At 72.0% G+C, this 25,163-nt stretch carries 17 protein-coding genes; 7 read left to right on the forward strand and 10 right to left on the reverse strand.

Annotated features, from left to right (window positions below; all coding sequences use genetic code 11):
• Positions 1-133 precede the first annotated feature (133 nt).
• The gene (locus tag DT019_RS10500; protein WP_114036434.1) at positions 134-553 is read left to right on the forward strand and encodes a YchJ family protein; all 420 of its coding nucleotides are present in this window, start codon (positions 134-136) and stop codon (positions 551-553) included.
• Here the strand turns inward: DT019_RS10500 and DT019_RS10505 are convergent.
• Positions 543-3,413: a glycoside hydrolase family 2 TIM barrel-domain containing protein gene (locus DT019_RS10505; protein ID WP_114036435.1), complete on the reverse strand. Its 2,871-nt coding sequence runs from the start codon at positions 3,411-3,413 to the stop codon at positions 543-545. The two genes, DT019_RS10500 and DT019_RS10505, sit on opposite strands and share 11 nt — an antisense overlap.
• 186 nt (positions 3,414-3,599) lie before the next feature.
• On the opposite strand from DT019_RS10505, the gene DT019_RS10510 reads away from it, so the two are divergent.
• Positions 3,600-4,847, forward strand: coding sequence for an FAD-dependent oxidoreductase (locus DT019_RS10510; protein WP_114036555.1), 1,248 nt, complete (start codon positions 3,600-3,602; stop codon positions 4,845-4,847).
• A gap of 25 nt (positions 4,848-4,872) precedes the next feature.
• On the opposite strand, the gene DT019_RS10515 is transcribed toward DT019_RS10510, so the two are convergent.
• The 9 genes from DT019_RS10515 to DT019_RS10555 form a co-directional block, all read right to left on the reverse strand.
• Positions 4,873-5,490 (reverse strand): TetR/AcrR family transcriptional regulator, encoded by a 618-nt coding sequence (locus DT019_RS10515; RefSeq protein ID WP_114036436.1) that lies wholly within the window; start codon positions 5,488-5,490, stop codon positions 4,873-4,875.
• 82 nt (positions 5,491-5,572) lie between these two features.
• On the reverse strand, positions 5,573-7,645 hold the full coding sequence (locus DT019_RS10520) for an MDR family MFS transporter (RefSeq protein WP_189389397.1): 2,073 nt from the start codon (positions 7,643-7,645) through the stop codon (positions 5,573-5,575).
• A 76-nt stretch (positions 7,646-7,721) separates the two neighbouring features.
• Positions 7,722-8,723: an urea transporter gene (locus tag DT019_RS10525; protein ID WP_223279392.1), complete on the reverse strand. Its 1,002-nt coding sequence runs from the start codon at positions 8,721-8,723 to the stop codon at positions 7,722-7,724.
• Positions 8,724-9,109: 386 nt separating this feature from the next.
• On the reverse strand, positions 9,110-10,528 hold the full coding sequence (locus tag DT019_RS10530; protein ID WP_114036439.1) for a M1 family metallopeptidase: 1,419 nt from the start codon (positions 10,526-10,528) through the stop codon (positions 9,110-9,112).
• Entirely contained in the window at positions 10,525-14,466 is a 3,942-nt protein-coding gene (locus DT019_RS10535; protein ID WP_114036440.1) for a Pls/PosA family non-ribosomal peptide synthetase, read from the reverse strand. The genes DT019_RS10530 and DT019_RS10535 overlap by 4 nt, the downstream gene beginning before the upstream one ends.
• Positions 14,467-14,631: 165 nt before the next feature.
• A complete protein-coding gene (locus DT019_RS10540) occupies positions 14,632-15,840 on the reverse strand; it encodes a helix-turn-helix domain-containing protein (protein WP_114036441.1) in 1,209 nt (402 codons plus the stop codon).
• Positions 15,841-16,068: 228 nt separating this feature from the next.
• A complete protein-coding gene (locus DT019_RS10545; protein ID WP_114036442.1) occupies positions 16,069-17,016 on the reverse strand; it encodes a hypothetical protein in 948 nt (315 codons plus the stop codon).
• Positions 17,017-17,144: 128 nt separating this feature from the next.
• Complete coding sequence (locus tag DT019_RS10550; protein WP_114036443.1) at positions 17,145-18,674, reverse strand: DUF6801 domain-containing protein; 1,530 nt, start codon at positions 18,672-18,674, stop codon at positions 17,145-17,147.
• A gap of 125 nt (positions 18,675-18,799) precedes the next feature.
• Positions 18,800-19,432: a hypothetical protein gene (locus DT019_RS10555; RefSeq protein WP_114036444.1), complete on the reverse strand. Its 633-nt coding sequence runs from the start codon at positions 19,430-19,432 to the stop codon at positions 18,800-18,802.
• Between the two features lie 783 nt (positions 19,433-20,215).
• On the opposite strand from DT019_RS10555, the gene DT019_RS10560 reads away from it, so the two are divergent.
• Genes DT019_RS10560 through DT019_RS10580 form a run of 5 tightly spaced genes read left to right on the forward strand, consistent with a single transcriptional unit; the run spans position 20,216 to position 25,117 of the window.
• Entirely contained in the window at positions 20,216-21,199 is a 984-nt protein-coding gene (locus DT019_RS10560; protein ID WP_114036445.1) for an ABC transporter ATP-binding protein, read from the forward strand.
• A 2-nt stretch (positions 21,200-21,201) separates the two neighbouring features.
• Positions 21,202-22,032, forward strand: a complete 831-nt coding sequence (locus DT019_RS10565; RefSeq protein ID WP_223279393.1) for an MlaE family ABC transporter permease — start codon at positions 21,202-21,204, stop codon at positions 22,030-22,032.
• 3 nt (positions 22,033-22,035) lie between these two features.
• Positions 22,036-22,839 carry an MlaE family ABC transporter permease gene (locus tag DT019_RS10570; RefSeq protein ID WP_114036446.1) on the forward strand — a complete coding sequence of 268 codons (804 nt, stop codon included), beginning with the start codon at positions 22,036-22,038 and terminating at the stop codon, positions 22,837-22,839.
• On the forward strand, positions 22,836-24,089 hold the full coding sequence (locus DT019_RS10575) for an MCE family protein (RefSeq protein ID WP_114036447.1): 1,254 nt from the start codon (positions 22,836-22,838) through the stop codon (positions 24,087-24,089). Before DT019_RS10570 ends, DT019_RS10575 begins: the two co-directional genes overlap by 4 nt.
• Positions 24,086-25,117, forward strand: coding sequence for an MCE family protein (locus DT019_RS10580; RefSeq protein ID WP_114036448.1), 1,032 nt, complete (start codon positions 24,086-24,088; stop codon positions 25,115-25,117). Before DT019_RS10575 ends, DT019_RS10580 begins: the two co-directional genes overlap by 4 nt.
• Positions 25,118-25,163 lie beyond the last annotated feature (46 nt).

Consider the following 25,163-nt stretch of genomic DNA (forward strand, 5'->3'; position numbering starts at 1 on the left):
GGCGGCGGCGGTCACCGTCCAGGACGTGGTCCGGCGCGGCGATCGGTCGTACCGGAGGCCCCGGCACACCACCACCATGCGACCCGGGCGGCCGCCACGCGGGCAGGCGGGGCCCTTGTGGTCAGATAGGGGCATGTCCCGTCGCACCAAGCGCCCCACCCGTCCCGCCGTCCCGAAGACCTGCCCGTGCGGGCTGCCCGCCGCCTACGCCGACTGCTGCGGCCGCTACCACTCGGGCGCGGCCAGCGCACCCACCGCCGAGGCGCTGATGCGCTCGCGGTTCAGCGCCTTCGCCGTCCAGGACGGGCCCTACCTGCTGCGCACCTGGCACCCGGACACCCGCCCCGCCTCGATCGACTTCGACCCCGGCATGCGCTGGACCCGCCTGGAGATCCTGGACACCACCGAGGGCAGCGCCTTCCACTCCACCGGCACCGTCACCTTCCGCGCGCACTACACCCACGGCGGCGAGGCGGGCTCGCTGCACGAGCACAGCCGGTTCTCGCGCGTGGAGGGGGCCTGGGTCTACCTCGACGCGGTCTTCACCGACTGACGGACCGGCTGAAGACGAAGCCGAACTCGGCCTGCCCGGCACGGAGTTGATACCGCGGCAGCACGCCGGGCCCGCACGAGGCCGAGCCGATGCCGTGCATCTTGTGGTCCAGGTTGAGCCAGATCCGGTCGCCCGGGACCAGATCGGGCAGATGCCGGGCCGCGCTCAGCTCCTCGCTCGTCCACCGCCGGGCGGTGAACCAGAACGCGGGATCGCCCTCGATCCTCAACCCCCTTTCACCATCGCGCAGTTCGGCCCACCTCACACCGGCGCGCGCACCGTTCTCCTGCGGTCGCACATACGGCGTCCGCATCGCGTCGACCGGCATGCTCCAGCGGCCGACGCGGGCGGCCCGCCGGGTGTCCGGGTACGCCTCGCCGGGCCCCGCGCCGAACCACTCGGCCTGCCCGAACGCGCCCGGCAGCCCCATCCGCACGCCGAGCCGCGGCAGCGGCAGCGTCCACGCGCCCTCGGCCGCGACCGAGACGGCGAGCCGCACCCGCTCCCCGTCGCCGCTCCAGGCGTACGTCACGCGCAGCCCCAGATCCGACGCGGCGGGCGCCACCCGTGCGCGCACCACGAACCGGCCGTCCTCCCACTCCACCTGGTCCAGCCGGTGTCGCATACGGTCGAGGCCGAGCTCGTGCCACTGGCGGGCGTACTGCTCCTGCGGCGCCCACGCCGCCCCCGCGTCGTTGTCGGTCGGCGCCCGCCACACATCGAGCCGGGGCCCGTCCACCGCGATGCCGCCGAACCCGGTCAGCAGGCCGGTGCGCGCGTCGAACACGGCGGGGCCGAGCGAGACCCGGCTGCCCGCCCGGACCGGCACGCTCCCCGAGGCGGCCGCGGGTGCCGGGCGCGCCACCACCGGCAGCTGGCCCCAGGAGACCTCGTGCCCCCGAGGCGCCCACGGCGTGTCGTGCGCGAGCACCGCCCGCACCGTCCAGCACGCCTCGCGCGAGGCGTCGGCGAGGGGCGGTGGGCCGAGTTTCAGCTCCGCGCTCGCGCCCGGCGCGAGATCGGGCACGTCGAGCGGACCCGAGGCAACCGGCTCGCCCTCGACCTCGTAGGACCAGCCGAAGCGGAGATGCGAAAGCCCGCTGAAGTCATGATGGTTGGTGACGGTGACCGTGCCCGCACGACCGTCCCCGGCGATCTCGACCGGCTCGATCACCTTCTTGTACTCGACGAGCCCGGGGGAGGGGGTGCGGTCGGGAAAGAGCAGCCCGTCACAGACGAAGTTGCCGTCGTGGAGCTCCTCGCCGAAGTCCCCGCCATAGGCGTAACCGAACCCGGGATGGGCGAGACCGTGGTCGATCCACTCCCAGACGAACCCGCCCTGGCAGCGCTCGTACGTCTCGAAGAGCTCCTGGTACTCGGTGAGGCCGCCCGGCCCGTTGCCCATGGCGTGCCCGTACTCGCAGAGCAGGAAGGGGAGTCGGGCCCGCGCCTGCGGCCCGTCGGTGTCCTCGCGTCGGCCGATCCGCCCGGTCTCCTCGTGCGAGGCGTACATGCGGGAGTACACATCGGTGTCCCGGCAGGAGCGGTCGCCCTCGTAGTGGAGGGGGCGCCCGGGGTCACGGCCGCGTATCCAGTCGGCCATGGCGCTCAGGCCCCGCCCGGTGCCGCACTCGTTGCCGAGCGACCAGAGCACCACCGACGGGTGGTTCTTGTCGCGCTCGACCATCCGGGCCGCGCGGTCCAGGAGGGCGGGCGTCCAGCGCGGGTCGTCGACCGGATTGCCGCGCCAGCCCAGCTCCTCGAACCCGTGCGTCTCCAGGTCGCACTCGTCGATCACCCAGAGACCGAGTTCGTCGCAGAGGTCGAGGAAGGCGGGGTGCGGCGGATAGTGGCTGGTCCGCACGGCGTTGATGTTGTGCCGCTTCATGAGCACCAGATCGCGGCGCATGGTGGCCAGGTCGAGCGTGCGGCCGGTCTCAGGATGGAACTCGTGCCGGTTGACCCCGCGGAACAGGATCCGGCGCCCGTTGACCTTCAGGAGCCCGTCCTCGACCGCCACGGTACGGAAACCGATGCGCAGCTGAACGCGCTCTCCGGGCGTGACCAGCTCGGCCGCGTACAACCGGGGCGTTTCGGCCGTCCAGGGCTCGACGGCGATGAGAGCGCTCTCGCCCGTGGCGAGGTCGAGCTCCAGCTCCGGGACGAGGACCCGCCCCGGGACCGCGCTGTCGACGCTCAGGGTGCCCTGGCCGGCGCGGTGGTCGTACGAGGAGTGCACGAAGAAGTCGCCGGCCGCGCCCGCCGGCCGGTGCAGCAGGGTCACCTCGCGGAAGATGCCGGGCAGCCACCACTGGTCCTGGTCCTCCAGATAGCTCCCGGCCGACCACTGTTGGACCCGCACGGCGAGCACGTTCCCCCGCGGCCGCAGCAGCGCCGCGACCGCGAACTCGTGCGGCAGGCGGCTGCCCATGAAGGTGCCGAGCTCGGTGCCGTTCAGCCAGACCCGGGCGCAGGACTCGACCCCGTCGAAGCGCAGCAGCACCTCGCCGCCGGCCGGCAGGGCATCGGGCAGGTCGAAGACGCGCAGGTGGTCGCCGGTCGGATTCTCGGTGGGCACGCGCGGGGGATCGACGGGGAAGGGGTAGCGGACGTTCGTGTAGGCGGGGCGGCCGTGTCCCTGGAGCACCCAGTGCCCCGGCACGGCGAGCCCGGCCCAGCCCGACGCGTCGTACCCGGGCACGGCGAACGAGGTGTCCTCGCTGTCGGCCGTGGGTGAGAGCCGGAACCGCCAAGTCCCGTCGAGCGAGAGGCGTTTCGCGTCGGACGCGGCGAACCAGGCGCGTGGCGCGAGCGGTCCGGTGCCGGGCGACAGCTCCTCGTACCAGGGCGTGTTGTTCATGCGTCTCCTCCGTGGGCGTGAGGAAGATCCTCGGCCGTACCCGCCGGTCGGGGAAGACCCCGCGGCGGCGCGGTTTCCCTCGGGGGCCGGGGTCCGGGGCCGTTCATGAACCGATCGGTCAGAAGTCTGACCGATCGGTTAGAGTCGTCCTGCTCGTATCGCGGAAGGACCGAGGGAATGATGAACATGGGGGCTGCGGAGCCTGTGCAGCGCACGACCTGCTGCATCGTCGGCGGGGGACCCGCGGGGATGATGCTCGGACTGCTCCTGGCCAGAGCCGGGGTCGAGGTGACGGTCCTGGAGAAACACGGCGACTTCCTGCGGGACTTCAGGGGCGACACCGTCCACCCCTCCACCCTGCGTCTGCTGGACGAACTCGGCCTCGGAGAGCGCTTCGCGGCACTCCCGGCCCGCAGGCTGGAGGAGATGCACATGCGGATCGGCGACGCGACCGTCGTCATGGCCGACTTCCGCCGCATCCCCGGCCCGCACAAGTACATCGCCATGGTTCCGCAGTGGGACTTCCTCGGCCTGCTCGCCGAAGCGGCGGGAAAGGAGCCGACGTTCACGCTGCGCATGCGCACCGCCGTCACGGGCCTGCGGACCGAGGACGGCCGGGTCACGGGCGTGCGGTACGTCGATGAACACGGCGCCGCCCGGGAACTGGCCGCCGATCTCACCGTGGCCTGTGACGGCCGGGACTCGGTCGTGGCCCGCGCGGCCGGGCTTCGCCAGGAGCGCTTCGAGGTGCCGATGGACGTCTGGCAGGCGAGGGTGACCGCGCCCCGGGGAGGCGTGAAGGAGGGCCGCGTCTTCGCCCGCTTCGGCGGCGGCCAGGCGGCCGTCACCATGGACCGGGGCGACTACTACCAGACCGCCTATCTGATCCCCAAGGGCCAGGACGCGGCCCTGCGCGCGCACGACGTGCAGTGGCTGCGCGACCGTCTCGGCGACCTCTTCGGCTGGGACGCGGAGGTGACGGCCGAGATCCGTTCCTGGGACGACGTGAAACTGCTCGACGTGACGATGGGGCGGCTGCCCCGCTGGTACCGGGACGGGCTGCTGTGCATCGGCGACGCCGCCCACACCATGTCGCCCGTGGGCGGTGTCGGCGTCAATCTGGCCGTCCAGGACGCGGTGGCGGCCGCCCGCATCCTCGCGGAGCCGCTACGCCAACACGCTGTGACCACACGGCATTTGGAGCGCGTCCAGCGTCGCCGGGGGCTGCCCGTGAGCATCGTGCAGCGGCAGCAGCGCGGCGAGCACGACATGCTGCTGGGGCCCGCGCTCGACGGGACCCTGAGCGGTGACCGGCTGCCGCTGCCCCTGCGCCTGGTCCAGCGCTTCCCGGCCCTGCGCGGTCTCACCGCGTACCTGGGCGGCGTCGGTGTCCGGCCCGAGCGCGCGCCGCAATTCGCGTGCAGGAGAGGGTAGTTGGGGTCGGCGGACGGGCGGGGTCTCAGCGCTCCACGGCGAGCAGGGTGAAGGTCACCAGCTCGTCCGCGGCGGCCTCCAGGTCGAGCTCGGGGTGGACCAGCCAGTGCGCGATGACCCCGTCGATCGCCCCGCCGATGGCCAGCGACACCGTACGCGGGTCGAACTCCCGGAAGCTGCCCGCTTCTTGACCCCACGTCAGCAGAGCGGCAAGCCCCTGCCAGCGGCCGCCGGTGTCGTGCGAGCCCGGCGTCTTCAGCCGGGTGCCGCCGTGGTCGTCCAGGAGCATCTCGACGATCACCCGCACATGACGCCGGTTGGCCCGCTGGTAGCCGATCATCGCCCGCACATAGGCGACGAGGGCGCCCCGGGGGTCGTCCTCGCGCTCGACACGTTCGGCGACATACGCCGTGAACTGGTCGAGGACGTGGGCCAGGGTCGCCTCGGTCAGCTTGTCCTTGGAGGCGTAGTGGTAGAGGACGGCCGCCTTGGAGACCCCGGCCTGCTCGGCGATGGCGGCCAACGAGGTGGCCGGGTAGCCGCGGGTGGCGATGGAGTCGATGGTGGCCTCGATGAGCTGGCGGCGCCGGGCCTGCTCGGTGAAGGTGGGCCGCTCCGCACCGGCGCCTTGACGAGCGGACATCGCGCCACCACTCCCTGCTCTGAAGTCCCTGACCTGCCGGTTCCCGACCGTATCAGGCGCTGCGGGGGCGCTGGTCGCGAGCTCAGACGCGGCTGGTCGCGCTCTCTTTCCGCCGGACCGACGGCAGGCCGTTGGCCAGGTCCTCCGCCATCAGGCGCTTGGCGATCGCGTCCGCCGCGGCGCGCAATTCCGCGCTGCGGGGCCTCCCGCGGTCCCTCTCCAGCTGCTCGTTCAGCCACGTCGACCAGGAACGGGAGATCGCGTCCACCTCGCGCTCCCCGGCCGGGGTGTGCGAGAAGTAGCTGCCCTCGCGGCTGAGGAATCCCTCCTCGACCATCCGCTGGAACACCGGCACCAGCACCTCGGGCGGCACATGGCGGCGGGACGCGATCAGGCCGAGGCTCGCGTGCCCCACCATGCGGGTGTACTGCTCGACCTGCATGACCGCCCAGGCGCCCGCCACGTCGAGCCGGGTGTCGGAGGCGGCGACGATCCGCCGCGCGGTGTTCATGTCCGCACCGCGCACGATCTTGCCGACGGCGAGTTCGAGCACCTTCGCGGAGTCGCCCGTCGTCGGCTGCGCGAAGCCCTCGCCCATGTCGGTGGAGGCGGACCGCGCGGTGTCGCGCAGCTCGACCTGCTTGAGGAAGAGCGCGACCAGGAAGCCCACGGCGGCGACCGGAACCGTCCACAGGAACACGGTGTGGAGGCTGTCGGAGTACGCCTGCACGATGGGGGCGGCCGTCGCCGGGGGCAACTGGTGCAGCCCCGCCGGGGACTGCGCGGCCTGGGCGAGCTGGGCCGGGTTCGCGCCGCCGGCTCTGGCGGCCGCGGCCACCCCGTCCTGGAGATTCGGCTTGAGGGTGTTGGCGTAGATGGTGCCGAACACGGCCGTGCCGAACGAGCTGCCGAGCGTACGGAAGAAGGTGACACCGGAGGTCGCCGTGCCCAGGTCCGCGTAGTCGACGGTGTTCTGCACGGCGATGGTGAGGACCTGCATGCACAGGCCGATGCCGAGCCCGAGCACGAACATGTAGAGCGATTCCAGCCAGGCGCCGACGCCCGGCCCCATCAGCGACAGCAGATACAGACCCACCCCCATGACGAGGGCGCCCACGATCGGGAAGATCCGGTACTGGCCGGTCTTGCTCACCACGTTGCCGCTGAAAATCGACGCGATGAGCAGGCCGATGACCATGGGCAGGGTGCGCACGCCCGAGACCGTCGCCGAGTCGCCGTCGACGTACTGGAGGTACGTCGGCAGGAAGGTCATCGCGCCGAGCATGGCGAAGCCCACGATGAAGCTGAGGACCGAGCACACCGTGAAGACGGGATTGCGGAACAGCCGCATCGGCAGCATTGGTTCGACCGCCCGCGTCTCCGCCCAGCAGAACAGGGAGAGCGCGATCAGACCGCCCGCGAACAGGGCGATGATCGTGGGCGAGCCCCAGGCGAACTCGTTGCCGCCCCAACTGGTCGCGAGGATCAGGGCGCTGGACCCCGCCGCCACCAGACCGATGCCGAGGTAGTCGATGACGGGCTTGGCCGACGAGCGCACCGAGGGGATGTTCCGGGCCGCCGCGATCACCACCAGGATCGCGATGGGCACGTTCACGTAGAAGGCCCAGCGCCAGCTCAGATGGTCGGTGAAGAGGCCGCCGAGCAGCGGCCCGATGACCGTCGAGACGCCGAACACGGCGCCGATCGCACCCTGGTACTTGCCGCGTTCGCGCAGCGGGATCACATCGGCGATCAGCGCCATCGCGGTCACCATCAGACCGCCCGCGCCGATGCCCTGGAGCGCCCGCCAGGCGATGAGGAGCGACATGTTCGTCGCCAGGCCGCACAGGAACGAGCCGGTGATGAAGGTGACCGCGGAGACCTGGAAGACGACCTTGCGCCCGAACAGGTCGCCGAACTTGCCGACCAGCGCGGTCGCGACGGTCTCCGCCAGGAGGTAGGAGGTGACCACCCACGACATGTGGGCGGCGCCGCCGAGGTCCGAGACGATGGTGGGGAGAGCGGTGCCGACGATGGTCTGGTCGAGCGCGGCCAGCAGCATGCCGAGCATGATCGTCCCGAAGACGATGTTCCGCTGCCGGACGTCGAGCACGGGTGGCGCGGACACGGGTGCTGTATCGCTGGCGGTGGTCACACTGGCACCCTCACACCGCCGCAGGTGGCGCGCATGCCCTCGGGGCCGTGCGGGTGAGGCGGCGGGTGCCCGGCGCTCAGGCGCCCAGCACGACCTCGGAACCGACCTCCGGAAGGGCCCGCACCGCCGGGGGCGCGGCGCGGTGGAGCCTTGGCAGCGCGGGCACGGACGCGACGAACACCAGCGTGGTCAGCACGAAGGGCCACGTGAAGGCGTGCCCGCAGGCCGGTGCGAAGAGCGCGTTCAGGGCCGGGCCGAGCACCGTGGCCGTCGCGGCGCCGGCCACCGCGAAGCCGAGGCTCCAGCGGTCGGCCGCGAGCAGCACCCCGCACAGCGCCATCGCCACGAGCACGGCGTTGTAGCCCATGCTGCCGTCCACGATCCGCGCGGTGGGGGCGCCGAGCGCCCATGCGGTCACCAGTCCCACGGTGCTGCCGACGCAGGCCATCGCGCCCGCCGTCCGGCTGGCCGCGAAGATGCCGACGAGCAGGATCAGGCCGACGTACCACTGCGGCATGAGGAAGATCTGCGCGATGTTCGCGAGGAACGCGCGTCCCACGTCGTCGACGGCGAGCGCGACCGACCCCTCGGCCGCGCGGCTCAGCTCGGCCGAGTGCGGACCGCCGTGCCACACCCGCTCGAAGCCGGGCGCCGCGATCGTCATCGCCGTCGCCATCAGGCAGAACGGCAGCGTCAGGGTGGGCAGGCCCCAGCCGCGCAGCAGGGTCGTGGCGGCCGCCGTGACGACGGTGACGACCGCGCAGCCGCCCGCCGCGAGCACCATCGTCGACGGATGGCCGGGGCCGAGGAACACGGCGAAGCCGACCGCGACGAGGCAGGCGTTGAACCCCTCGAGCCCGGCGGACACCCTGCTCCGGTCCACCCCGAGCACCTGCGCGGTGCCGGTGCCGAGCGCCGTGCCGACCAGCCCGTAGAGGCCGTACTCCCACCCCGCGGCGAACAGCGCGACCGTGAAGATGACCCCGGTCACCGCGCTCGGCATGAAGTGCACCTGGGCCTGGCCGCGCAGCACGTGCAGCGCGAACAGTTCTCCCCGTCGTGTACGCGGCAATCGCACGAGCCCTCCTCCTGTCAACCAAGAAACCGGCCCGTAACAGCCAAGCGCACTGTAAGGGGCGACCCAGGGGACCCGGCAAGAGGCATACATCGGCAGAAGACGGCATAAAAGAGCCCGGAACCCGCACGACCGGAAAGGTTCGTAGACGAGGACAGCACCGGGCGCGTGCATACGGACGATGGAACGAGAGACCGGGCGCGAGCAGGCCCCAAGGACCTGCCCCGACCGCCGTGCGCCACGGCCTGACGGGCCTGCTCCCCGCCGCTGTCTGCCGGGCCCCCGCCTTACTCGTGGGCCAACCTCCCTCCCTGAAGATCAGGCGCGTACACGGTGGCGGCCGCGTACGCGCCGGAAAGCGAGGAGAGCCGGGCTTGAGTGACGTTCCGTCAACTCGCCGTGCTGGGCGGTAGTTCGGGGAGCTTTTTGTCGTACAGCCAGGCATGGAGCAGCGGGCGTACCGGTGCTCCCGCCGTGGACTCGGCGTGGGCGAGGAAGAGGGCGGTGTCACCGATCCGGCCGCGCCGCGCGTCGTGCCAGCCGCGCAGTACGCCGAAGAACCGTTCGTCGCCGAGCGTGAGGCGCAGTGCGTGCAGGGCGCAGGCGCCCCGGGTGTAGAGCCGGTCGTCGAAGATGCGGCGCGGGCCCGGCTCGGCGAGCCGCAGGTTCTGGCCGCGCCGCGCGAGGCCCAGCCACTCGCGGCGCGCGATCTCGTCGGCGCTGTCCTCGCCGATGTGCTCCGACCACAGCCACTCGGCGTACGTCGCGAAGCCCTCGTTGAGCCAGATGTGCCGCCACTCGCGGATGCCCACGCTGTTGCCGAACCACTGGTGCGCCAACTCGTGGGCCACCAGCGTCTCCCAGCCGCGCCGACCGTCGATGTGGTTGCGGCCGAACACCGAGCGGGTCTGGTTCTCGACGGGCGCGCCGAGCTCCGCGTCGACCACCACGGCCCCGTACGCCTCGAACGGATACGGCCCGAACAGGTCCGAGAAGTGCCTCAGCATGTCGGGCTGGCGGCCCAGATCGTGCCGGGCCGCGTCGGCGATGCGGGGCGGGTAGGCGTTGTGCACCGGGATCGGCCTGCCGCCGGGCGGCCCCGGCGCGAGCACGCTGTCGTGCTGGAAGCGGCCGGTGTAGAGCGCGGCCAGATAGGTGGCCATGGGGCCGGGGTGGTGGTAGGTCCACACATCGGTGGCGCCCTCGTTGCGGCACTCGGTGAGCGTGCCGTTCGCGAGCGCCTGCCGGTCGCGCGGCACCGTGACACGGAAGGTGTACGCGGCCTTGTCGTCGGGCCGGTCGTTGCACGGGAACCAGGAGGGCGCCCCCAGCGGCTGGGAGGCCACCAGGGTGCCGTCGTGGCTGTCGCCGGTGCGGTCCCAGCCGATGCTCCCGAACGGCGACCGGATCGGCCCCGGCCGCCCGCCGTACCGCACCTTGGTGGTGAACAGCTCGCCCGCGGCCACGGGTTGAGGGGGCGTCACATACAGCTTGCCCTGCCGCTGGCGGACGCGGGCCGCCCGGCCGTCGACGTGCGCCGCGTGGGCGGTCAGCCGGGACAGGTCGAGCTCGATCCGCTCAAGGGGGCGCAGGGCGACGGCCTGGATGAGCGCCGTGCCCGCGAGCTGACCGCTGGCCGAGTCGTAGGCGATCCGCAGGTCGTAGGCGAGCGTGTCGTGCCCGTACGAGCCGTGCTGGGGGAAGTAGCGGTCCCGGGGGCCGGTCGCCTCCTCGTCCGCCACCGTGAGGGTGCCCAGGGCGGACAGGGCGGCGACCCGGACCAGCGACCGCCGTGAGCACCGGGTCATGCCGCGCTCCCTTCCCGTGAGGTGCCCTGACGCAGCGTCATCACCGGTGACGCGGCTGCGGGTTGGGGTTCGGCGACGGCCGACCGCTCGCCCGCGATGGGGTTGCCCGCCCAGCGGGTGTCCGGCGGCACGCTCTCGCCGCGCATCACCAGCGAGGCCGCGCCCACCGAGGCGCGGGCGCCGACGTCGGTGCCCGGCAGCGCGATGCTGTGCGGGCCGAGGGAGGCGCCCTCGGCGAGCCGCACGGTGTCCAGGCGCATGATCCGGTCGTGGAAGAGATGGGTCTGCAGCACGCACCCGCGGTTCACGCTCGCCCCGTCCCCCAGCGTGATCAGATCGGTCTCCGGCAGCCAGTACGTCTCCAGCCACACCCCGCGCCCGATCCGGGCACCCAGGCTGCGCAGCCACCAGTTGAGGACCGGCGTGCCGGTGAAGGAGCCCGCCATCCACGGCACCGCGAGGGACTCCACGAAGGTGTCGTACAGCTCGTTGCGCCACACGAAGGACGACCACAGCGGATGTTCGCCCGCCTCGAACCGGCCGACCAGGATCCACTTCGCGGCGGTCGCCGTGAGCCCGGCCACCGCGGCCGCGGCCACCAGGAGCACCGTCCCGGCCAGGGCGGCGAGCGGCAGCCCGCCCGTGCTGAGAGCGCTCTGTTCGCCGATCAGCACGGCCTCGGCGAGGAGGACCGAGCACATCAGCGGCAGCACCCGGCACACCTCGACCGCGCCCCGGGCCAGGACGAGCCGCCGCGGCGGCTCGAAGGTGCGGCCCGGGTCGGCCGCGGTGGGTACCCGGGGCAGGGGAAGCGCCGGTCGTCCGAGCCAGGAACTGCCCGGCTCGCTGTGCGTGGGAGCGTCGCACAGGACGCCGATCAGGGCCCCGTCGGGCACCCGGCGGTCCGGGCCGACGATGCCCGAGTTGCCGACGAAGGACCTGCGCCCGATGGTCGCCGTCCCCAACCGCAGCCAGCCGCCCCGGATTTCGAACGGCGCGACCAGGGTGTCGTCCGCGAGGAACGCCCCGTCCTCGACGGTGAGGAGCGAGGGCAGCGGCAGCACCGTGGAGATCTCGGCGCGCCGCCCCACCTTGGCTCCGAGCAGCCGCAGCCACACCGGGGTCGCGAGGCTCGCGTACAGCGGGAAGACGCTGCCGCGGGCACCGCTCAGGAGCCGGGTCACCAGCCAGGCCCGCCAGGCGACGCCGCCGCACACCGGGTGGAAGCCGGGCTTCAGGCCCCGCCCGAGGATCCGGACCAGGGCGGCGAGCGTCAGCAGCGAGAACAGGGTGGTGACCACCGTGATGGGCGGTGCGGCCCACAGCAGGCGTACGGCGACCGCCGAGAGCGTGTCGCAGGACCGCACGAGGTAGTAGACGCCGACCAGTGCGGGCGCGGTGGACAGCAGGGTGAGCAGCGGCAGGCCGAGCAGGGAGAGCGCGTACGCGGCGGCCCAGCGGCGTGGGCGCGGCGGGCGCGGCGCGGGCCAGCCGGTGCCGGCGACGCGCTCGTGCGCCTCGGCCTGGCGGGCCGGCGAGCCGTGCCAGCGCCGGCCCGGGGGGACGTGCCCGTCCAGGCAGGCGCCGGGCTCCAGTTCGGCGTCCGCGCCGAGCACCGCGCCGGGCATGAGGGTGCTGCGGTGGCCGACGCGGGCGCCGTCACCGATGCGGACCTCGCCGATGTGCAGGGTCGCGCCGTCCAGCCACCAGCCGCTGATGTCGGCCTCCGGCTCCACGCTCGCGCCCCGGCCGATCGTGGCGAGACCGGTCACCGGCGGCATGGCGTGCAGGGCGGTGCCCGGCCCGACCCGGCAGCCCAGTGAGAGCGCGTACAGGCGGGCCCAGGGGGTGCCGAGGAGGGAGGGGACGCCGAAGGCGGCGACGACCCGCTCGGCCGTCCACAGCCGCAGATGGACGCGTCCGCCGCGCGGGTAGGCGCCTGGCGCCACGCCCCGGGTCAGGAGTCGCGCGGCCCCCGCGCCGATCGCGAAGCGGGCCGGCGCGCTCATCAGGACCACCGCGCCGATGATCACGAACCACCAGGAGGTGTGCGGCGCCCAGGCCCGCGGCGCGAGCCGGCCCAGGATGTTGTCGAGCAGGGCCAGGCCGACGAGCCCGCGCAGCCCCGCGACGCCGAACAGGCCTGCCGTCACCAGGAGTTGGACCGCACCGGCGCTGCGCGGTACGGGCTCGATGGGCCGGGCCTTGGCGGCGGGCCCCTTGAGGGACTCGAGGTGCTGGGCCATGTCGCGCAGTACCGGCCGGCGGTAGAGGTCGGCGACGGACACGCCGGGATAGTGCTCGCGCAGCTCGGAGGCGAGCCGGGCCGCGCTGAGGCTGGACCCGCCGAGCGCGAAGAAGTCGCTGTCCGGCTGGGGCCGGACGCCCAGCATCCGCTCCCACGCCCCGGCGAGGCGGGCCGTGGTGGAGCCCTCCTGTCCGGCGTCGACCACGGGGCCGCGCTGGGAGGGCAGCGGCCAGGGCAGGGCGTCGCGGTCCACCTTGCCCGAGGTGCGCGTGGGCAGGTCGGTGACCTCGACGAGCAGCGGCACGAGGGCGGCCGGAAGCCGCTGGGCGAGGAAGCCGCGCGCCTGGTCGACGCGGAAGCCGCTCTGCTCGGGGACGACGTAGCCGACCAGGATCTGGCCGCCGGCCGGGGTGCCGCGCACCGCGCCGGCCGCCGCGCGCACGCCTGGGAGCGCTCGCAGCATGGCGTCGATCTCGCCGAGTTCGATGCGCCGCCCGCCCACCTTGACCTGGTCGTCGGCCCGCCCGAGATGGATCAGGCCCGCGGCGTCGGCGCGTACGAGGTCGCCGGTGCGGTAGGCGCGGTGCGTGTCCAGGAGGGGGAGCGGGGTGAAGCGCTCGGCGTCCTTGGCGGCGTCGAGATAGCGGGCGGTGCCCGCCCCCGCGATGACCAGCTCGCCCTCGCCGCCGTAGGGAACGGGCTGTCCGGCCTGGTCGAGGACCGCCAACTCCCAGCCGGGCAGCGGGAGTCCGATGCGAACCGGCTCGCCGGGCAGCATCCGCGCGGCCGTCGCCACCACCGTGGTCTCGGTGGGGCCGTAGGTGTTCCACATCTCCCGGCCCTTGACCGCGAACCGGTCGGCGAGCGCGCCCGGGCAGGCCTCGCCGCCGACGATCAGGAGCCGCACCTCGTCGAGCGCCTCGTCCGGCCACAGGGCCGCGAGGGTGGGCACGGTGGAGACCACCGTGATGCCGTGTTCGACCAGCCAGGGTCCGAGCTCGTGGCCCGCCCGCACCAGCGAGCGGGGTGCGGGCACCAGGCAGCCGCCGTGCCGCCAGGCCAGCCACATCTCCTCGCACGAGGCGTCGAAGGCGACCGAGAGCCCCGCCAGGACGCGGTCCCCGGGCCCCAACGGCCGGTCGGTGAGGAAGAGTTGGGCCTCGGCGTCCACGAACGCGGCGGCCGAGCGGTGGGTGACCGCCACCCCCTTGGGCAGTCCCGTGGAACCGGACGTGAAGATGATCCAGGCGTCGTCGTCGGGCAACGCGGGGCGCCAGCGCGCGGCCAGCGGCGCCTCGGGCCCCGGCAGTATCCGCTCGTCGGCCTCGATCACGGCGCACACCCGCGCCTCGCGGAAGACGGTGGCCGCGCGCTCCTCGGGGTCGTCCGCGTCGACCGGCACATAGGCCGCGCCGCACAGAAGGACCGCCAGGATGGCGAGGTACAGGTCACAGGTCCCGGACGGGATCCGGACGCCGACCCGGTCGCCCGGCCCGATGCCGAGGCGGGTGAGCCGCGCGGCGCGTTCGGTGATCCGGTCGCACAGGTCTTGGTAGGTGAGCCTCTCGCCGCCCGCGTCGAGTGCGGGCGCGCCGGGATGGGCGGCCGCTGTCGCGTCCAGTACGTCGAGCAGGGTGCGGGGAAGCGGGGCGGCGGCGCCGCGGAAGACAGCCGGCAGATGCGAAGACATACGGTATGCCTCTGGCGTAGTGCGGGTGGTACGGACATCCTTCGGACATCCGCCCACTACGACGGGCATATCCAGCGGCGGGTTCGCCCCGGCGTCAGGACTTGACGATATTTATCCGTTGTTTTCGAAGTGATTCGGATGATTATGACGCCGAACGGGGCAAGTTCAAGCTCGATCCCGGTGGCCCAGATCCCTTGCGCGTAGCACTAGTTCGGTGGCGAACCGGTGTTCGGGCTCGGTGAGCCGGTCGCCGAAGATGGACTCCAGCGTGCGCATCCGATAGCGCACGGTCTGCGGGTGCACATCGAGGAGTTGACCCATCTGGGCAGCCGTCCCCCGGGTCGCGAGCCAGGTCCGCAGGGTCTCGACGAGCCGGTCGCGGCGGCCGGGCGTCAACGCGTCGAGCGGCGCGAGCTCGCGCCGGGCGAGGTGTTCGAGGAGCGCCGGATCCGAGCGCAGCCAGAGCGTGACGAGGTGGTCCTCGCAATACAGCGTGCCGGAGTCGTTGTCGATGACCCCCGACGCGGCGAGTTCGAGGACCTGGCGCGCCCAGCGCAGGGAATCGGACGCATCGCCGATGGGCACCTCCAGGCCGACCGCCGACCAGGAGCCGTGCAGGGCCGCGTCCAGCATCCGTCTTCGTACTTCGTCGACCGGGCCGGGCACCAGCAGGTGCGGAAGCGGCTCGCCCGGATCGATCAGGACATCGTTGTCCAGCGCCGCGCGCGTCACGTCCGCCCCCGACCGCAGCGCGACCAGGGTGACCCGCTCCGGGAGCGGCCAGTGGGCCCGCTCGGCGAGTTCGGCGATGGCCGCGCGCGGCACCGGCGATCCGGCCAGGATCAGATGCAGCAGCCGTCGTCGCAGGGCGTCCGAGCGCTCCCCGGAGAAGGAGGTGACCTCCAGGTAACCCTCCCGTGAGAGCGCTTCCAGCTGCTCGACGTAGGTGAAGAGCGCGTCGGCGAAGCTGAGCATGAGAGCGGGGGAGAGGTGGTAGCGCCGGCCGATCTTCTTGGCCCGCCTCAGTGCCACGCGGGCGCCCAGGCGGTAGGCCCCCTGGAGGGTGTCCAGGCTGCGGCCCTCGTACGCCTCGAACCGGCCGAAGCGGCGGCACATCTCGTCGCGCAGGGTGGACGGGGCGCTGGGGGAGGCCACCTGGTCGACGAAGACGGTGAGGTTCTGCTCCACGCCGACCCGGATGGCCTCGCCGTAGGGTCCTTCCAGTAATCGGGCGTACTCGGGGTAGGCGCGGGTGATCTCCGCGCCGATCTCCTTGAGCAGGCCGGGCAGTTCGGGCCGCATGATCGCGGCGAACTCCTGGGGGAGCGGCCCCAAGGGCTCCTGGATGTCCGGTGGTTGCGCGGCTGTGGGCATCTCACTCCCCTTGCACTACGGCGCCCGGCGGGGGGAGGGCCGATGGAGAAAGCGCTCCCACCGACCGACAGGTGCGTACCTTTCGCGGACTGCTGAACCTAGAACAACTCCCGTGTGAGGGACAACACTTGGGGCGGCGCCCGGTTCAGGGTGCGGCGGTTGTCGGCCGATTCCGGAGGGCGTTGCGACCGCGGCGCGGGAGCCGCCCTCCGGAGGGGATGGGGACGGCTACTGGATGGCCGAGTGCCAGTACTGGGAGAGGAGCTTGCCGTTGTTCGGCACGACCGTGCCGGGCGCGTGCAGGCCGGCCAGATAGGTCGACGCGTCGTTGAGTACGACGCTGTTGCGGCCCGCCGCCGAGGGCAGCCCGGTCTTGAGGTTCACCGCCCAGTCGAGCAGCCCCGCGAGCCCGCAACCGCTGGCTCCGGGCACCGCGAACGTGGTGTCCGTCTGGCTCGCTCCGGTGAGGCTGAGCCGGTTCATGACACCCGCGGTGCTGGGCGTGCCGTTGCCCTCGAAGCGCTGGATGCCGAGCGCCGGACGGGTGAGGTTCTGGGGGCGCAGCACGATCGGGTGGGCGGCGGAGCCGATGTAGCAGGAGCCTCCGAGGAACGGGTTCTGGAGGTGGATGCGGACCGGGATCGCGATGATCGGCTGCCCGGAGGTGGCGCCCGCGGTGAGATTGAAGTCGGTGGGCGCACCGGCCGATTCGACGGTGGCGGTCACGCGGTTGAGGGTGCTGTCGGTGATCTGGCGGCAGATGTCGCCGATGACGGGCAGGTCGTTCGGGCACATCAGGCCGAGCAGCCCGCCCGGGATGTCGGCGGAGTCGGCGATCAGCGCGCCGCCCGCCGGTGCGATCAGGGTGGGCGCGCCCGAGGCGTGCTGCACCACGCCGAGTTGCAGGTCGCTGGCGCCGGTGACGACCTCGGTGCTGCCGAGCTTGATGGAGCCGCTCGCCGCGTGCGAGACGATGCACTGCGCGATGTCGGCGCGCCCGTCGGCGGCCAGCATCGCGGGGTCGTCCACCGGGCAGCGGGTGAACGGGGCCCAGTCGCCGCCGAGCCGGGCGGCCGGAGCGGCGTCGGCGGCGGCCGGGCCCACGGTCCCGAGCAGGGTCAGGGCCGTGCCGGCGGCCAGCAGCCCCGCGCGCAGACGGGTGGATACGGGTCTCATGAGGTCGTCCCCTCTTGACGTCTCGACTCGCGACGTCCTGTACGTATATGGGAGGCGGCCGCAACCGGCGGCAGCGGAGCAGGAGTTGGCCGGATCACGACGCGATGGATGGGTCGAGCGGGTGGAGCTCACCGCAGCGGCACCGGCACGGTCGTCGGCTGCTTGTCGGCGGTGCAGAGCTTCGCGGGGTCGTCGGGGATGCCGGACGCGCACGGCGCTCCCTGGTTCTGCTTGACCGTGTTGGCGGGGCCGGACACGGACGCGGTGAACAGCGGGCTGAGGTCCTCGCCCACCCCGCAGCCGGTGAACGGCGGAATGGTCACGGACCCGTCGAGCGGCCCGCCCCGGGAGAGCGAGTAGCCGCGCCAGACCGTGTCCTTGCCCTTGGTGAGCTTTCCGAGCAGGACCATGTGGTCCTGGGTGTTCTTCGCCGGGTCGGGGTCGTGGGAGTAAACCGGTCCGGCGGTACGGCAGTTGGGGCCGACGTCGAGGGGCGTCCCGTTGACGCGGACGTCGCTCAGGCGCAGCACCACCGGAATCCTGATGTACGTCTCGCCGTGCCCCGCGGTGTTGTTGAGGTCCGAGTCGATGTCCATGGCCCCGGTCTGCTCCAGCGTCATCGTGGCCGTGGTCGGCATGAACCCGAAGGTCAGGAACGTCGCCGGGGCGGGCGGCGTCTCGGCGCGGCCCTGGTGGTCGAGCCGGCCCACCGAGCTCTGGAACAGATGGAGTTCGAAGACGCCCGGTCTGACCTCGATCCGCTTGAGTCGGCTCGGCCCCTGGACGATCTTGGCGCAGTAGACGGGGATCAGGGAGGCGCCGCCCAGCTTGGTCACGTTCGAGTACCCGGTGACGTACGCCGAGAGCGCGAGCGGCTGCGAGGTGTCGCCGCGGCACTCGGGCGCGGCCGCGGTCCGGGGCCCTTGCGCCCGGGGGGCGGCGACGGCGGGAGGGGCGGGGGAGGGCTGTTCCGGGCCGCCGGTCGCGGGGGCGGTGGCCGGGGTGCCGGGGCTTGGGGTGGGCGAGGAGGAGGTGGCCGCGCCGACGGGAATCTTGGCGAGCAGGCCGGCGGTGCCCGGCGTGAGCGTGCAGGTCACCGACAGGGTGGCGGGGTCGGTCGCGGCGCCCTCGGCGGTGACCGGGCTGAAGTCGAGCGTCAGGGCGGCTGCCGTCATGGTGAGATCGCCCGCACTGTTCGCGGTGACGGTGGGGACCTCGCCGGTGGCGCCGAGCACGGCGGTGCCCGTCGCGGCGAGCGGCACGGAGGGCGCGGCGCCCTGCCAGAGCGCGGGGGCGGTGGCGCCGTTCTGGGCCACCTCGACCGTCAGCCGGGTGGTGGCGCCGGTCCTGGCCGCACGGCGCCCGGTGAGCTCGGCGACCGCGGCGTCGGGCAGGGTCACCGAGGCCGTGACGTCGGCGGGTTGGAAATGAACGCCGACCGCGGCCCGGTCGGGGAACCGGGCGCCGATGCGTACCGTCACCGGGCGCGCCCCTGCCGGAAAGGCGCAGCTGTAGCCGAGTTCCGTGCTGACCCGCTGGTCACCGAGGGCCGTGTCCGCGCCGGGCACGATCCCGGCGAGCACCACGGTGGCCGCCGCCACCGCACCCCGCGCACGCGCGCCCCGCCACCGGCCGGCCGGGCCCGGGCTCCGTGTCACGTCGCCTTCAGCTCCCTTCGCTCAGATGCCCGGAACGGCCGACGGCGCGTGTGCCGCGACTGGCGGGCCGCCCGGCCGTCGCCTGGCCGGGCGGACCCTGGGCGTACGCGATGTGTCATGCGGCGCTACGAGCCGACGATGGTGGGGAACGTGCTGGTGCCGCTGACCACCGCGTAGTAGTCGCCGTTGAACGACGGGTGGTCGCCCGCGGACACCACGCCCGAACAGCCGGCGGTCGGATCCGAGACCGTCAGTTCGGTGGGAGTGGCCGCGACCGCCAGGTCACCCGTGGAGTTGGTGTAGGTGCCGTGCGCGGTGCCGGTCACCGTGAAGGCGCACGTGGCCACGGTCACCCGGGCGTTGATGCCGGAGATGTATCCCTGGGAGACGCCGCTGCCCGCGTCGTAGTCGGTCACGTTGAGCGTCCAGGGGGTGTTCGCCACCGTGTCCACCGCGCCGAGGAAGCTGGTGCACGGCTCGCCCGAGCGGCCGAAGTGCGCGGGGTCGATGCTGCCGACCGCGGCCGGGTTGCCGGTGGCGCTCTGGAGGGTGCCGCCGGCGTCGGCGTACGTACAGGTCATGTCGATGCCGTTGATGGAAAGGACGACATTGCCGGACGATGCGGTGAAGCTCTCGGGCGAGTTGGGGCCGATGACCCAGTTCGTGGGCGACGCGGCCAGCGCGGGCGCGGTCGCCAGCGTGAATGCGGCCGTGGCGGCGCCGCATATCAGCGCGACCTTTCCAAGGGTGCTTCGCACGGTAATCTCCTCCGGTTTCACCAGCTGTGGGGACGGATTCGGCCACGTATGATCCGTGACGACCCGGACGTTACTTGCGAGAAACATGGGCGCACAATCCTGCCGTTGAATATTGTGCCGAGCGAGTCCCTTCCTTGTGCCGAGGATGAGCAACCGGCCGGTTTTTCTTGTCGGTTGGTGCGCAATGCGGCCGAGTGCGCCGGGCCATTCGCGCCGAACTTCCCTGTTCATTCCCCCAGCGGTCGGGCCGGACGTGCGGTGACAGGTGAAACCCCTCAATGAATGACAAGTTCCGGGGCGACATCACTGCCGCGATGACAAGTTGATGCCGTCCGGAACCGGATGCACGGAAACTTCCGCGACCGGTATTGCAGAGCGAGGTTACCGAGCCGTAGCGTCCGAAGTGCGGTCGGTCCGGGCAGTTCACCCGGCTCCCGCCCGCCGGCGTCCACGCTCCCGGCCGCGCCCCCGAAGGCCGGGAGCCGCCTGGGTGAAGCTCCCGGCCCATAACCGCTTGTAAGGCCGGGTCGCTGCCCGGAGGGTGGGGGCGTCGCGGCCCAGCTCCCTTCGGCCGCGGCGCCCCCGTCCTTTCGCGCCGACGCCGTTCCTGCTCCATTGCTGCGCAGTCGTCTCCCGGGCGGCCGGAAAACTTGTCAACGCGTGACAAGGAAAAGGGATTTCACCGATGTGGCTGTCCGGGATCTTGTTTCGGCGGTACGGAGCGACTTACCGTGCGCCCCTCGGTGCCCTCGCGTCACCACGTACGAGCCTGCTGGAGGTGAGATGGGAATCGAAGTCGTGGTCGAAGGCCTGACCAAGTCCTTCGGCAAGCAGAACATCTGGCAGGACGTCACCCTCACTCTGCCCGCCGGAGAGGTCAGCGTCATGCTGGGGCCCTCCGGCACCGGAAAGACCGTCTTCCTCAAGTCGCTCATCGGGCTGCTCAAACCGGAGAAGGGCCGGGTTCTCATCAACGGCGTCGACATGGTGAACAGTCCCGAACGGGACATCTACGAGACCCGGAAACTCTTCGGTCTCATGTTCCAGGACGGCGCGCTCTTCGGCTCGATGTCCCTTTTCGACAACATCGCCTTCCCGCTGCGCGAGCACACCCGCAAGAAGGAATCGGAGATCCGCCGCATCGTCATGGAGCGGGTGGACATGGTGGGACTCCTCGGCGCCGAGGAGAAGCTGCCCGGGGAGATCTCCGGCGGCATGCGCAAGCGCGCCGGGCTCGCCCGCGCGCTGGTGCTCGACCCCCAGATCATCCTGTGCGACGAGCCCGACTCGGGCCTCGACCCGGTCCGCACCGCCTTCATCTCGCAGCTCCTGATCGACCTGAACGCGCAGATCGACGCGACGATGCTAATCGTCACCCACAACCTCGACATCGCGGCGACCGTACCCGACAACATGGGCATGCTCTTCCGCCGCAACCTCGTCACCTTCGGCCCCCGCGAGGTACTCCTGACCAGCGAGGAGCCCGTCGTCGCACAGTTCCTCAGCGGGCGCCGGGAGGGTCCCATCGGCATGTCCGAGGAGAAGGACGCCGCCTCCCTCGCCCTGGAGCAGCTCAACTCGCCCCAGAGCGGAGCCAGTTCGCCGCGCAGGATCCCGCCGCAGCTGGAGCCTTCGCCGGGTCTGCCCGCCCGCCAGGCGGTGCTGCGCCGCAAGCTGCGGGTGATGGACATGCTCGACCAGCTGCCGCCCGCCGCCCGCCGGGCCATCGAGAGGGGCATGGCGCCGGCCCGGGAGGCGGCGCCGTGACGATGGAGGCGGAGAGAAGCCCGCGCCCCCCGACACCCCCTCCTGCCCGGCCGCCGCGCCGCCCGCTCCCCGGCCTCGGCGCCTTCCGCCAGACCGGGCAGCTCTTCGCGCTCGCCGCCGCGGTCACCCGGGCGGTCTTCCACCGCCCCTTCCAACTGCGGGAGTTCATCGAGCAGTTCTGGTTCATCGCCAGCGTCACCATCCTGCCCGCGGCCCTCGTCTCCATCCCGTTCGGCGCCGTGATCGCGCTCCAGGTCGGCTCGCTCACCCAGCAGCTCGGCGCCCAGTCCTTCACCGGCGGGGCCAGCGTCCTCGCGGTCATCCAGCAGGCGAGCCCGCTCATCGTGGCTCTGCTCATCGCGGGCGCCGGCGGCTCCGCCATCTGCGCCGACCTCGGCTCCCGCACCATCCGCGAAGAACTCGACGCGATGGAGGTCATGGGCGTCTCGCCCGTCCAACGGCTCGTCGTGCCAAGGGTGTTGGCGACCATGTTCGTCGCCGCCCTGCTCAACGGCATGGTCTCCGTCGTGGGCACCCTCGGCGGCTACTTCTTCAACGTCATCATGCAGGGCGGCACCCCGGGCGCCTACCTCTCCAGCTTCTCCGCCCTCGCCCAGCTCCCCGACCTGTACGTCAGCGAGATCAAGGCGCTGATCTTCGGGTTCATCGCGGGGATCGTGGCCGCCTACCGCGGACTCCACCCCCGAGGCGGCCCCAAGGGCGTCGGCGACGCGGTCAACCAGTCCGTTGTCATCACCTTCCTGCTGCTCTTCTTCGTGAACATGGTCCTCACCGGGATCTACCTCCAGATCGTCCCCCCGAAGGGCGGCTGACCGATGGCCCTCCTCAGCCTCCTGGACCGCTCCGGCGACCAACTCACCTTCTACGTCAAGGCGTTGCTGTGGATACCCCGCACCCTGCGGCGCTACCTCAAGGAGGTGCAGCGGCTGCTGGCCGAGGTCGCGTTCGGCAGCGGCGGCCTCGGAGTCATCGGCGGCACCATCGGCGTGATGATCGCCATGACCCTGTTCACCGGCACGGTGGTCGGGCTCCAGGGGTACGCCGCCCTCAACCAGATCGGCACCGCCGCCTTCACCGGCTTCGTCTCCGCCTACTTCAACACCCGCGAGATCGCCCCCCTGGTCGCCGGGCTCGCCCTGTCCGCCACCGTGGGCGCGGGCTTCACCGCCCAGCTGGGCGCGATGCGCATCAACGAGGAGGTCGACGCCCTCGAAGGCATGGGCGTGCGCAGCCTCCCGTACCTCGTCACCACCCGGATCATCGCCGGGGTCGTCGCGATCATCCCGCTGTACGCGATCGGGCTGCTCAGCTCGTACTTCGCGTCCCGGCTGACCACGGTCGTCTTCAAAGGCCAGTCACGCGGCACCTTCGACCACTACTTCAACCTCTTCCTCTCCCCGACCGACGTGCTGTTGTCGGTGCTCAAGGTGCTCATCTTCAGCGTGATGGTGATCCTGGCCCACTGCTACTACGGCTTCCGGGCCACCGGCGGACCGGCCGGAGTCGGCGTCGCCGTGGGGCGCTCGGTGCGCAACGCGATCGTCCTGATCGCCGTCACGGACTTCTTCCTCTCCCTTGCCCTCTGGGGTGCCACCACCACCGTGAAGGTGGCCGGATGAACCCGCAGGCCCTGCGCCGCAGGCTCGCCGGAGTCGTCTTCCTGCTGGTCCCGGCGCTGCTCGTGTGGCTCTCGATCGCCGTGTACGACAAGGACTTCACCCCCTCGGACACCATCACCGTCGAAACGGGCAGCGTCGGCCACGAGATGCATCCGGGCGCCGAGGTGAAGCTGCGCGGGGTCGTCGTCGGCGAGGTCCGCACCATCAGCGCGGACGGCGCGGGGGCGAAGCTGACCCTCGCCCTCCAGCCGGGCCGGCTGCGCCACATCCCTGCCGATGTGCGGGCGCAGATGCTACCGACCACGCTGTTCGGCGAACGGTTCGTGGCACTCGTCCCGCCGCCGAACCCGTCCACGAGAGCGCTCTCGGCCGATGCGACCATCCCGCAGGACCGGTCCCACGACGCCATCGAGCTGGAGCAGGTCCTCGACCACGTGCTGCCCCTGCTCTCCGCGGTCAAGCCCGACAAGCTCTCGGCCACGCTCTCCGCCGTCGCCCAGGCGCTGCGCGGCCGGGGCACCCAGCTCGGCGACACCTTCGTCACCCTGGACGCCCACCTGAAGAAGTTCAACCCGGACCTGCCCACCCTCAACGCCGACCTGAAACAGCTCGTCAAGGTCTCCCGGACCTACAGCGACGCGGCCCCCGACATCCTGAGAGCGCTCACGGACGCCACGACCACCACCGGCACCGTCGTCGACCAGCAGACCCAACTCCTGGGCGTCTACGGGCAGACGACGAAGACCGCCCAGGATCTGACGGCCTTCTTCCAGCAGAACAAGGACAACATCATCCGGCTGAGCGAGGTGAGCCGTCCCACCCTGGAGCTCCTCGCCCGGTACTCCTCGTCCTTCCCCTGCACCCTGCGCACGCTGGCGGGGTTCGTGCCCGCGATGGACAAGGCGCTCGGCAAGGGCTCCGGGCAGCCCGGACTCCACGTCACCGTCAAGGCCGTGCCCTCCCTCGGCAGGTACGAAGCCGGGCGCGACACCCCCGCCTATACGGCGGGCGGGGGACCGCACTGCTACCCGGTGCCCTATCTGGGCGCCCCGCTCCCCGCCGAGAGCGCTCTCACGAACACCGCGGCGACCTCCGGCGCCGGGCTCGGGCTGGCGAACTCGCCGCAGGAGAACCAGCTGGTGAACGAACTGCTCGCGCCCGGCATGAAGCAGACACCGCAGTCCCTGCCGGACTGGAGCAGCCTGCTCGTCGGGCCCGCCCTGAGAGGGACGGAGGTGACCATCAAGTGAAGCGCCGCAGCATCGCGGGACCCCTCGTCAAATCACTGGTCTTCGTCCTGGTGACGGCGCTCGCGACCACCGTGCTCGCCCTGTCCATCGCCAACACCGGAGTCGGGGACACCCAGACGTACCGGGCGCGCTTCACCGACACCACCGGCCTGATCGAGGGCGACAGCGTCCGCATCGCCGGGGTGAAGGTCGGCCAGGTGGACAGCGTGGAGGTCGTCGACCGGCGGCTGGCCCAGGTCACGTTCTCCGTGCAGCGGGGCCGGTCCCTGCCGGGCACCGCCACCGCCTCGATCAAGTACCTCAACATGGTCGGCCAGCGCTACGTCGAACTGGGCCGGGGCGCCGGCGCGCCCGGCGCGACCCTGGCGCCCGGCGCGACCATCCCGCTGGAGCGCACGACCCCCGCCCTCGACCTCACCCAGCTGTTCAACGGCTTCCAGCCCCTGTTCGAAGGGCTCTCGCCCAAGGACGTCAACCAGCTGGCGGGCTCCATCGTGCAGGTCCTCCAGGGCGAGGGCGGCACGGTGGACAGCCTGTTGCGGCACATCGGTTCGCTGACCACGACCGTCGCGGCCAAGGACAAGGTCATCGGCGAGGTGATCTCGAACCTGAACACCGTCCTGACCACCGTCAACGACCGCGAGGCGGGCTTCAACGACCTGGTGGTCACGCTCCAGCGACTGGTCTCCGGGTTCGCGGGCGACCGCAAGCCGCTCGGCGAGGCCGTCGCCGCGATGGGCGATCTCACCACGGTCACCGCCGGGCTCTTCCAGGACGGCAGGGCGCCGCTGAAGGAGGACATCAAACAGCTCGGGCGGCTGTCCTCGCACCTCGCTGAGAGCGCTCCCCAGGTCGAGAACTTCCTGCGCAGAACCCCCGACAAGATGCGGGCCCTCACCCGGACCGCGTCCTACGGGTCCTGGCTCAACCTCTACCTCTGCGAGGCCAAGGTGGCCGGCGTGAAGACCGAGGACGGCAGCGCGCCGCCCACCGGAATCCCGGTCAGCGAATCGAGGTGCCAAGGATGAGGCTTCCGCTGCCGCGCCGCTTGCGGGCCCCGCACCTGCCGCGCCC

The organism is Streptomyces sp. SDr-06, from assembly GCF_003324565.1.
GTDB lineage: Bacteria > Actinomycetota > Actinomycetes > Streptomycetales > Streptomycetaceae > Streptomyces.

Bases quoted from the DNA above. Each gene is read 5' to 3' on its own strand.
- DT019_RS10500 (WP_114036434.1), top strand. From the start codon at position 134: ATGTCCCGTCGCACCAAGCGCCCCACCCGTCCCGCCGTCCCGAAGACC.
- DT019_RS10505 (WP_114036435.1), bottom strand. From the start codon at position 3,413: ATGAACAACACGCCCTGGTACGAGGAGCTGTCGCCCGGCACCGGACCG.
- DT019_RS10510 (WP_114036555.1), top strand. From the start codon at position 3,600: ATGGGGGCTGCGGAGCCTGTGCAGCGCACGACCTGCTGCATCGTCGGC.
- DT019_RS10515 (WP_114036436.1), bottom strand. From the start codon at position 5,490: ATGTCCGCTCGTCAAGGCGCCGGTGCGGAGCGGCCCACCTTCACCGAG.
- DT019_RS10530 (WP_114036439.1), bottom strand. From the start codon at position 10,528: ATGACCCGGTGCTCACGGCGGTCGCTGGTCCGGGTCGCCGCCCTGTCC.
- DT019_RS10535 (WP_114036440.1), bottom strand. From the start codon at position 14,466: ATGTCTTCGCATCTGCCGGCTGTCTTCCGCGGCGCCGCCGCCCCGCTT.
- DT019_RS10540 (WP_114036441.1), bottom strand. From the start codon at position 15,840: ATGCCCACAGCCGCGCAACCACCGGACATCCAGGAGCCCTTGGGGCCG.
- DT019_RS10545 (WP_114036442.1), bottom strand. From the start codon at position 17,016: ATGAGACCCGTATCCACCCGTCTGCGCGCGGGGCTGCTGGCCGCCGGC.
- DT019_RS10560 (WP_114036445.1), top strand. From the start codon at position 20,216: ATGGGAATCGAAGTCGTGGTCGAAGGCCTGACCAAGTCCTTCGGCAAG.
- DT019_RS10565 (WP_223279393.1), top strand. From the start codon at position 21,202: ATGGAGGCGGAGAGAAGCCCGCGCCCCCCGACACCCCCTCCTGCCCGG.
- DT019_RS10570 (WP_114036446.1), top strand. From the start codon at position 22,036: ATGGCCCTCCTCAGCCTCCTGGACCGCTCCGGCGACCAACTCACCTTC.
- DT019_RS10575 (WP_114036447.1), top strand. From the start codon at position 22,836: ATGAACCCGCAGGCCCTGCGCCGCAGGCTCGCCGGAGTCGTCTTCCTG.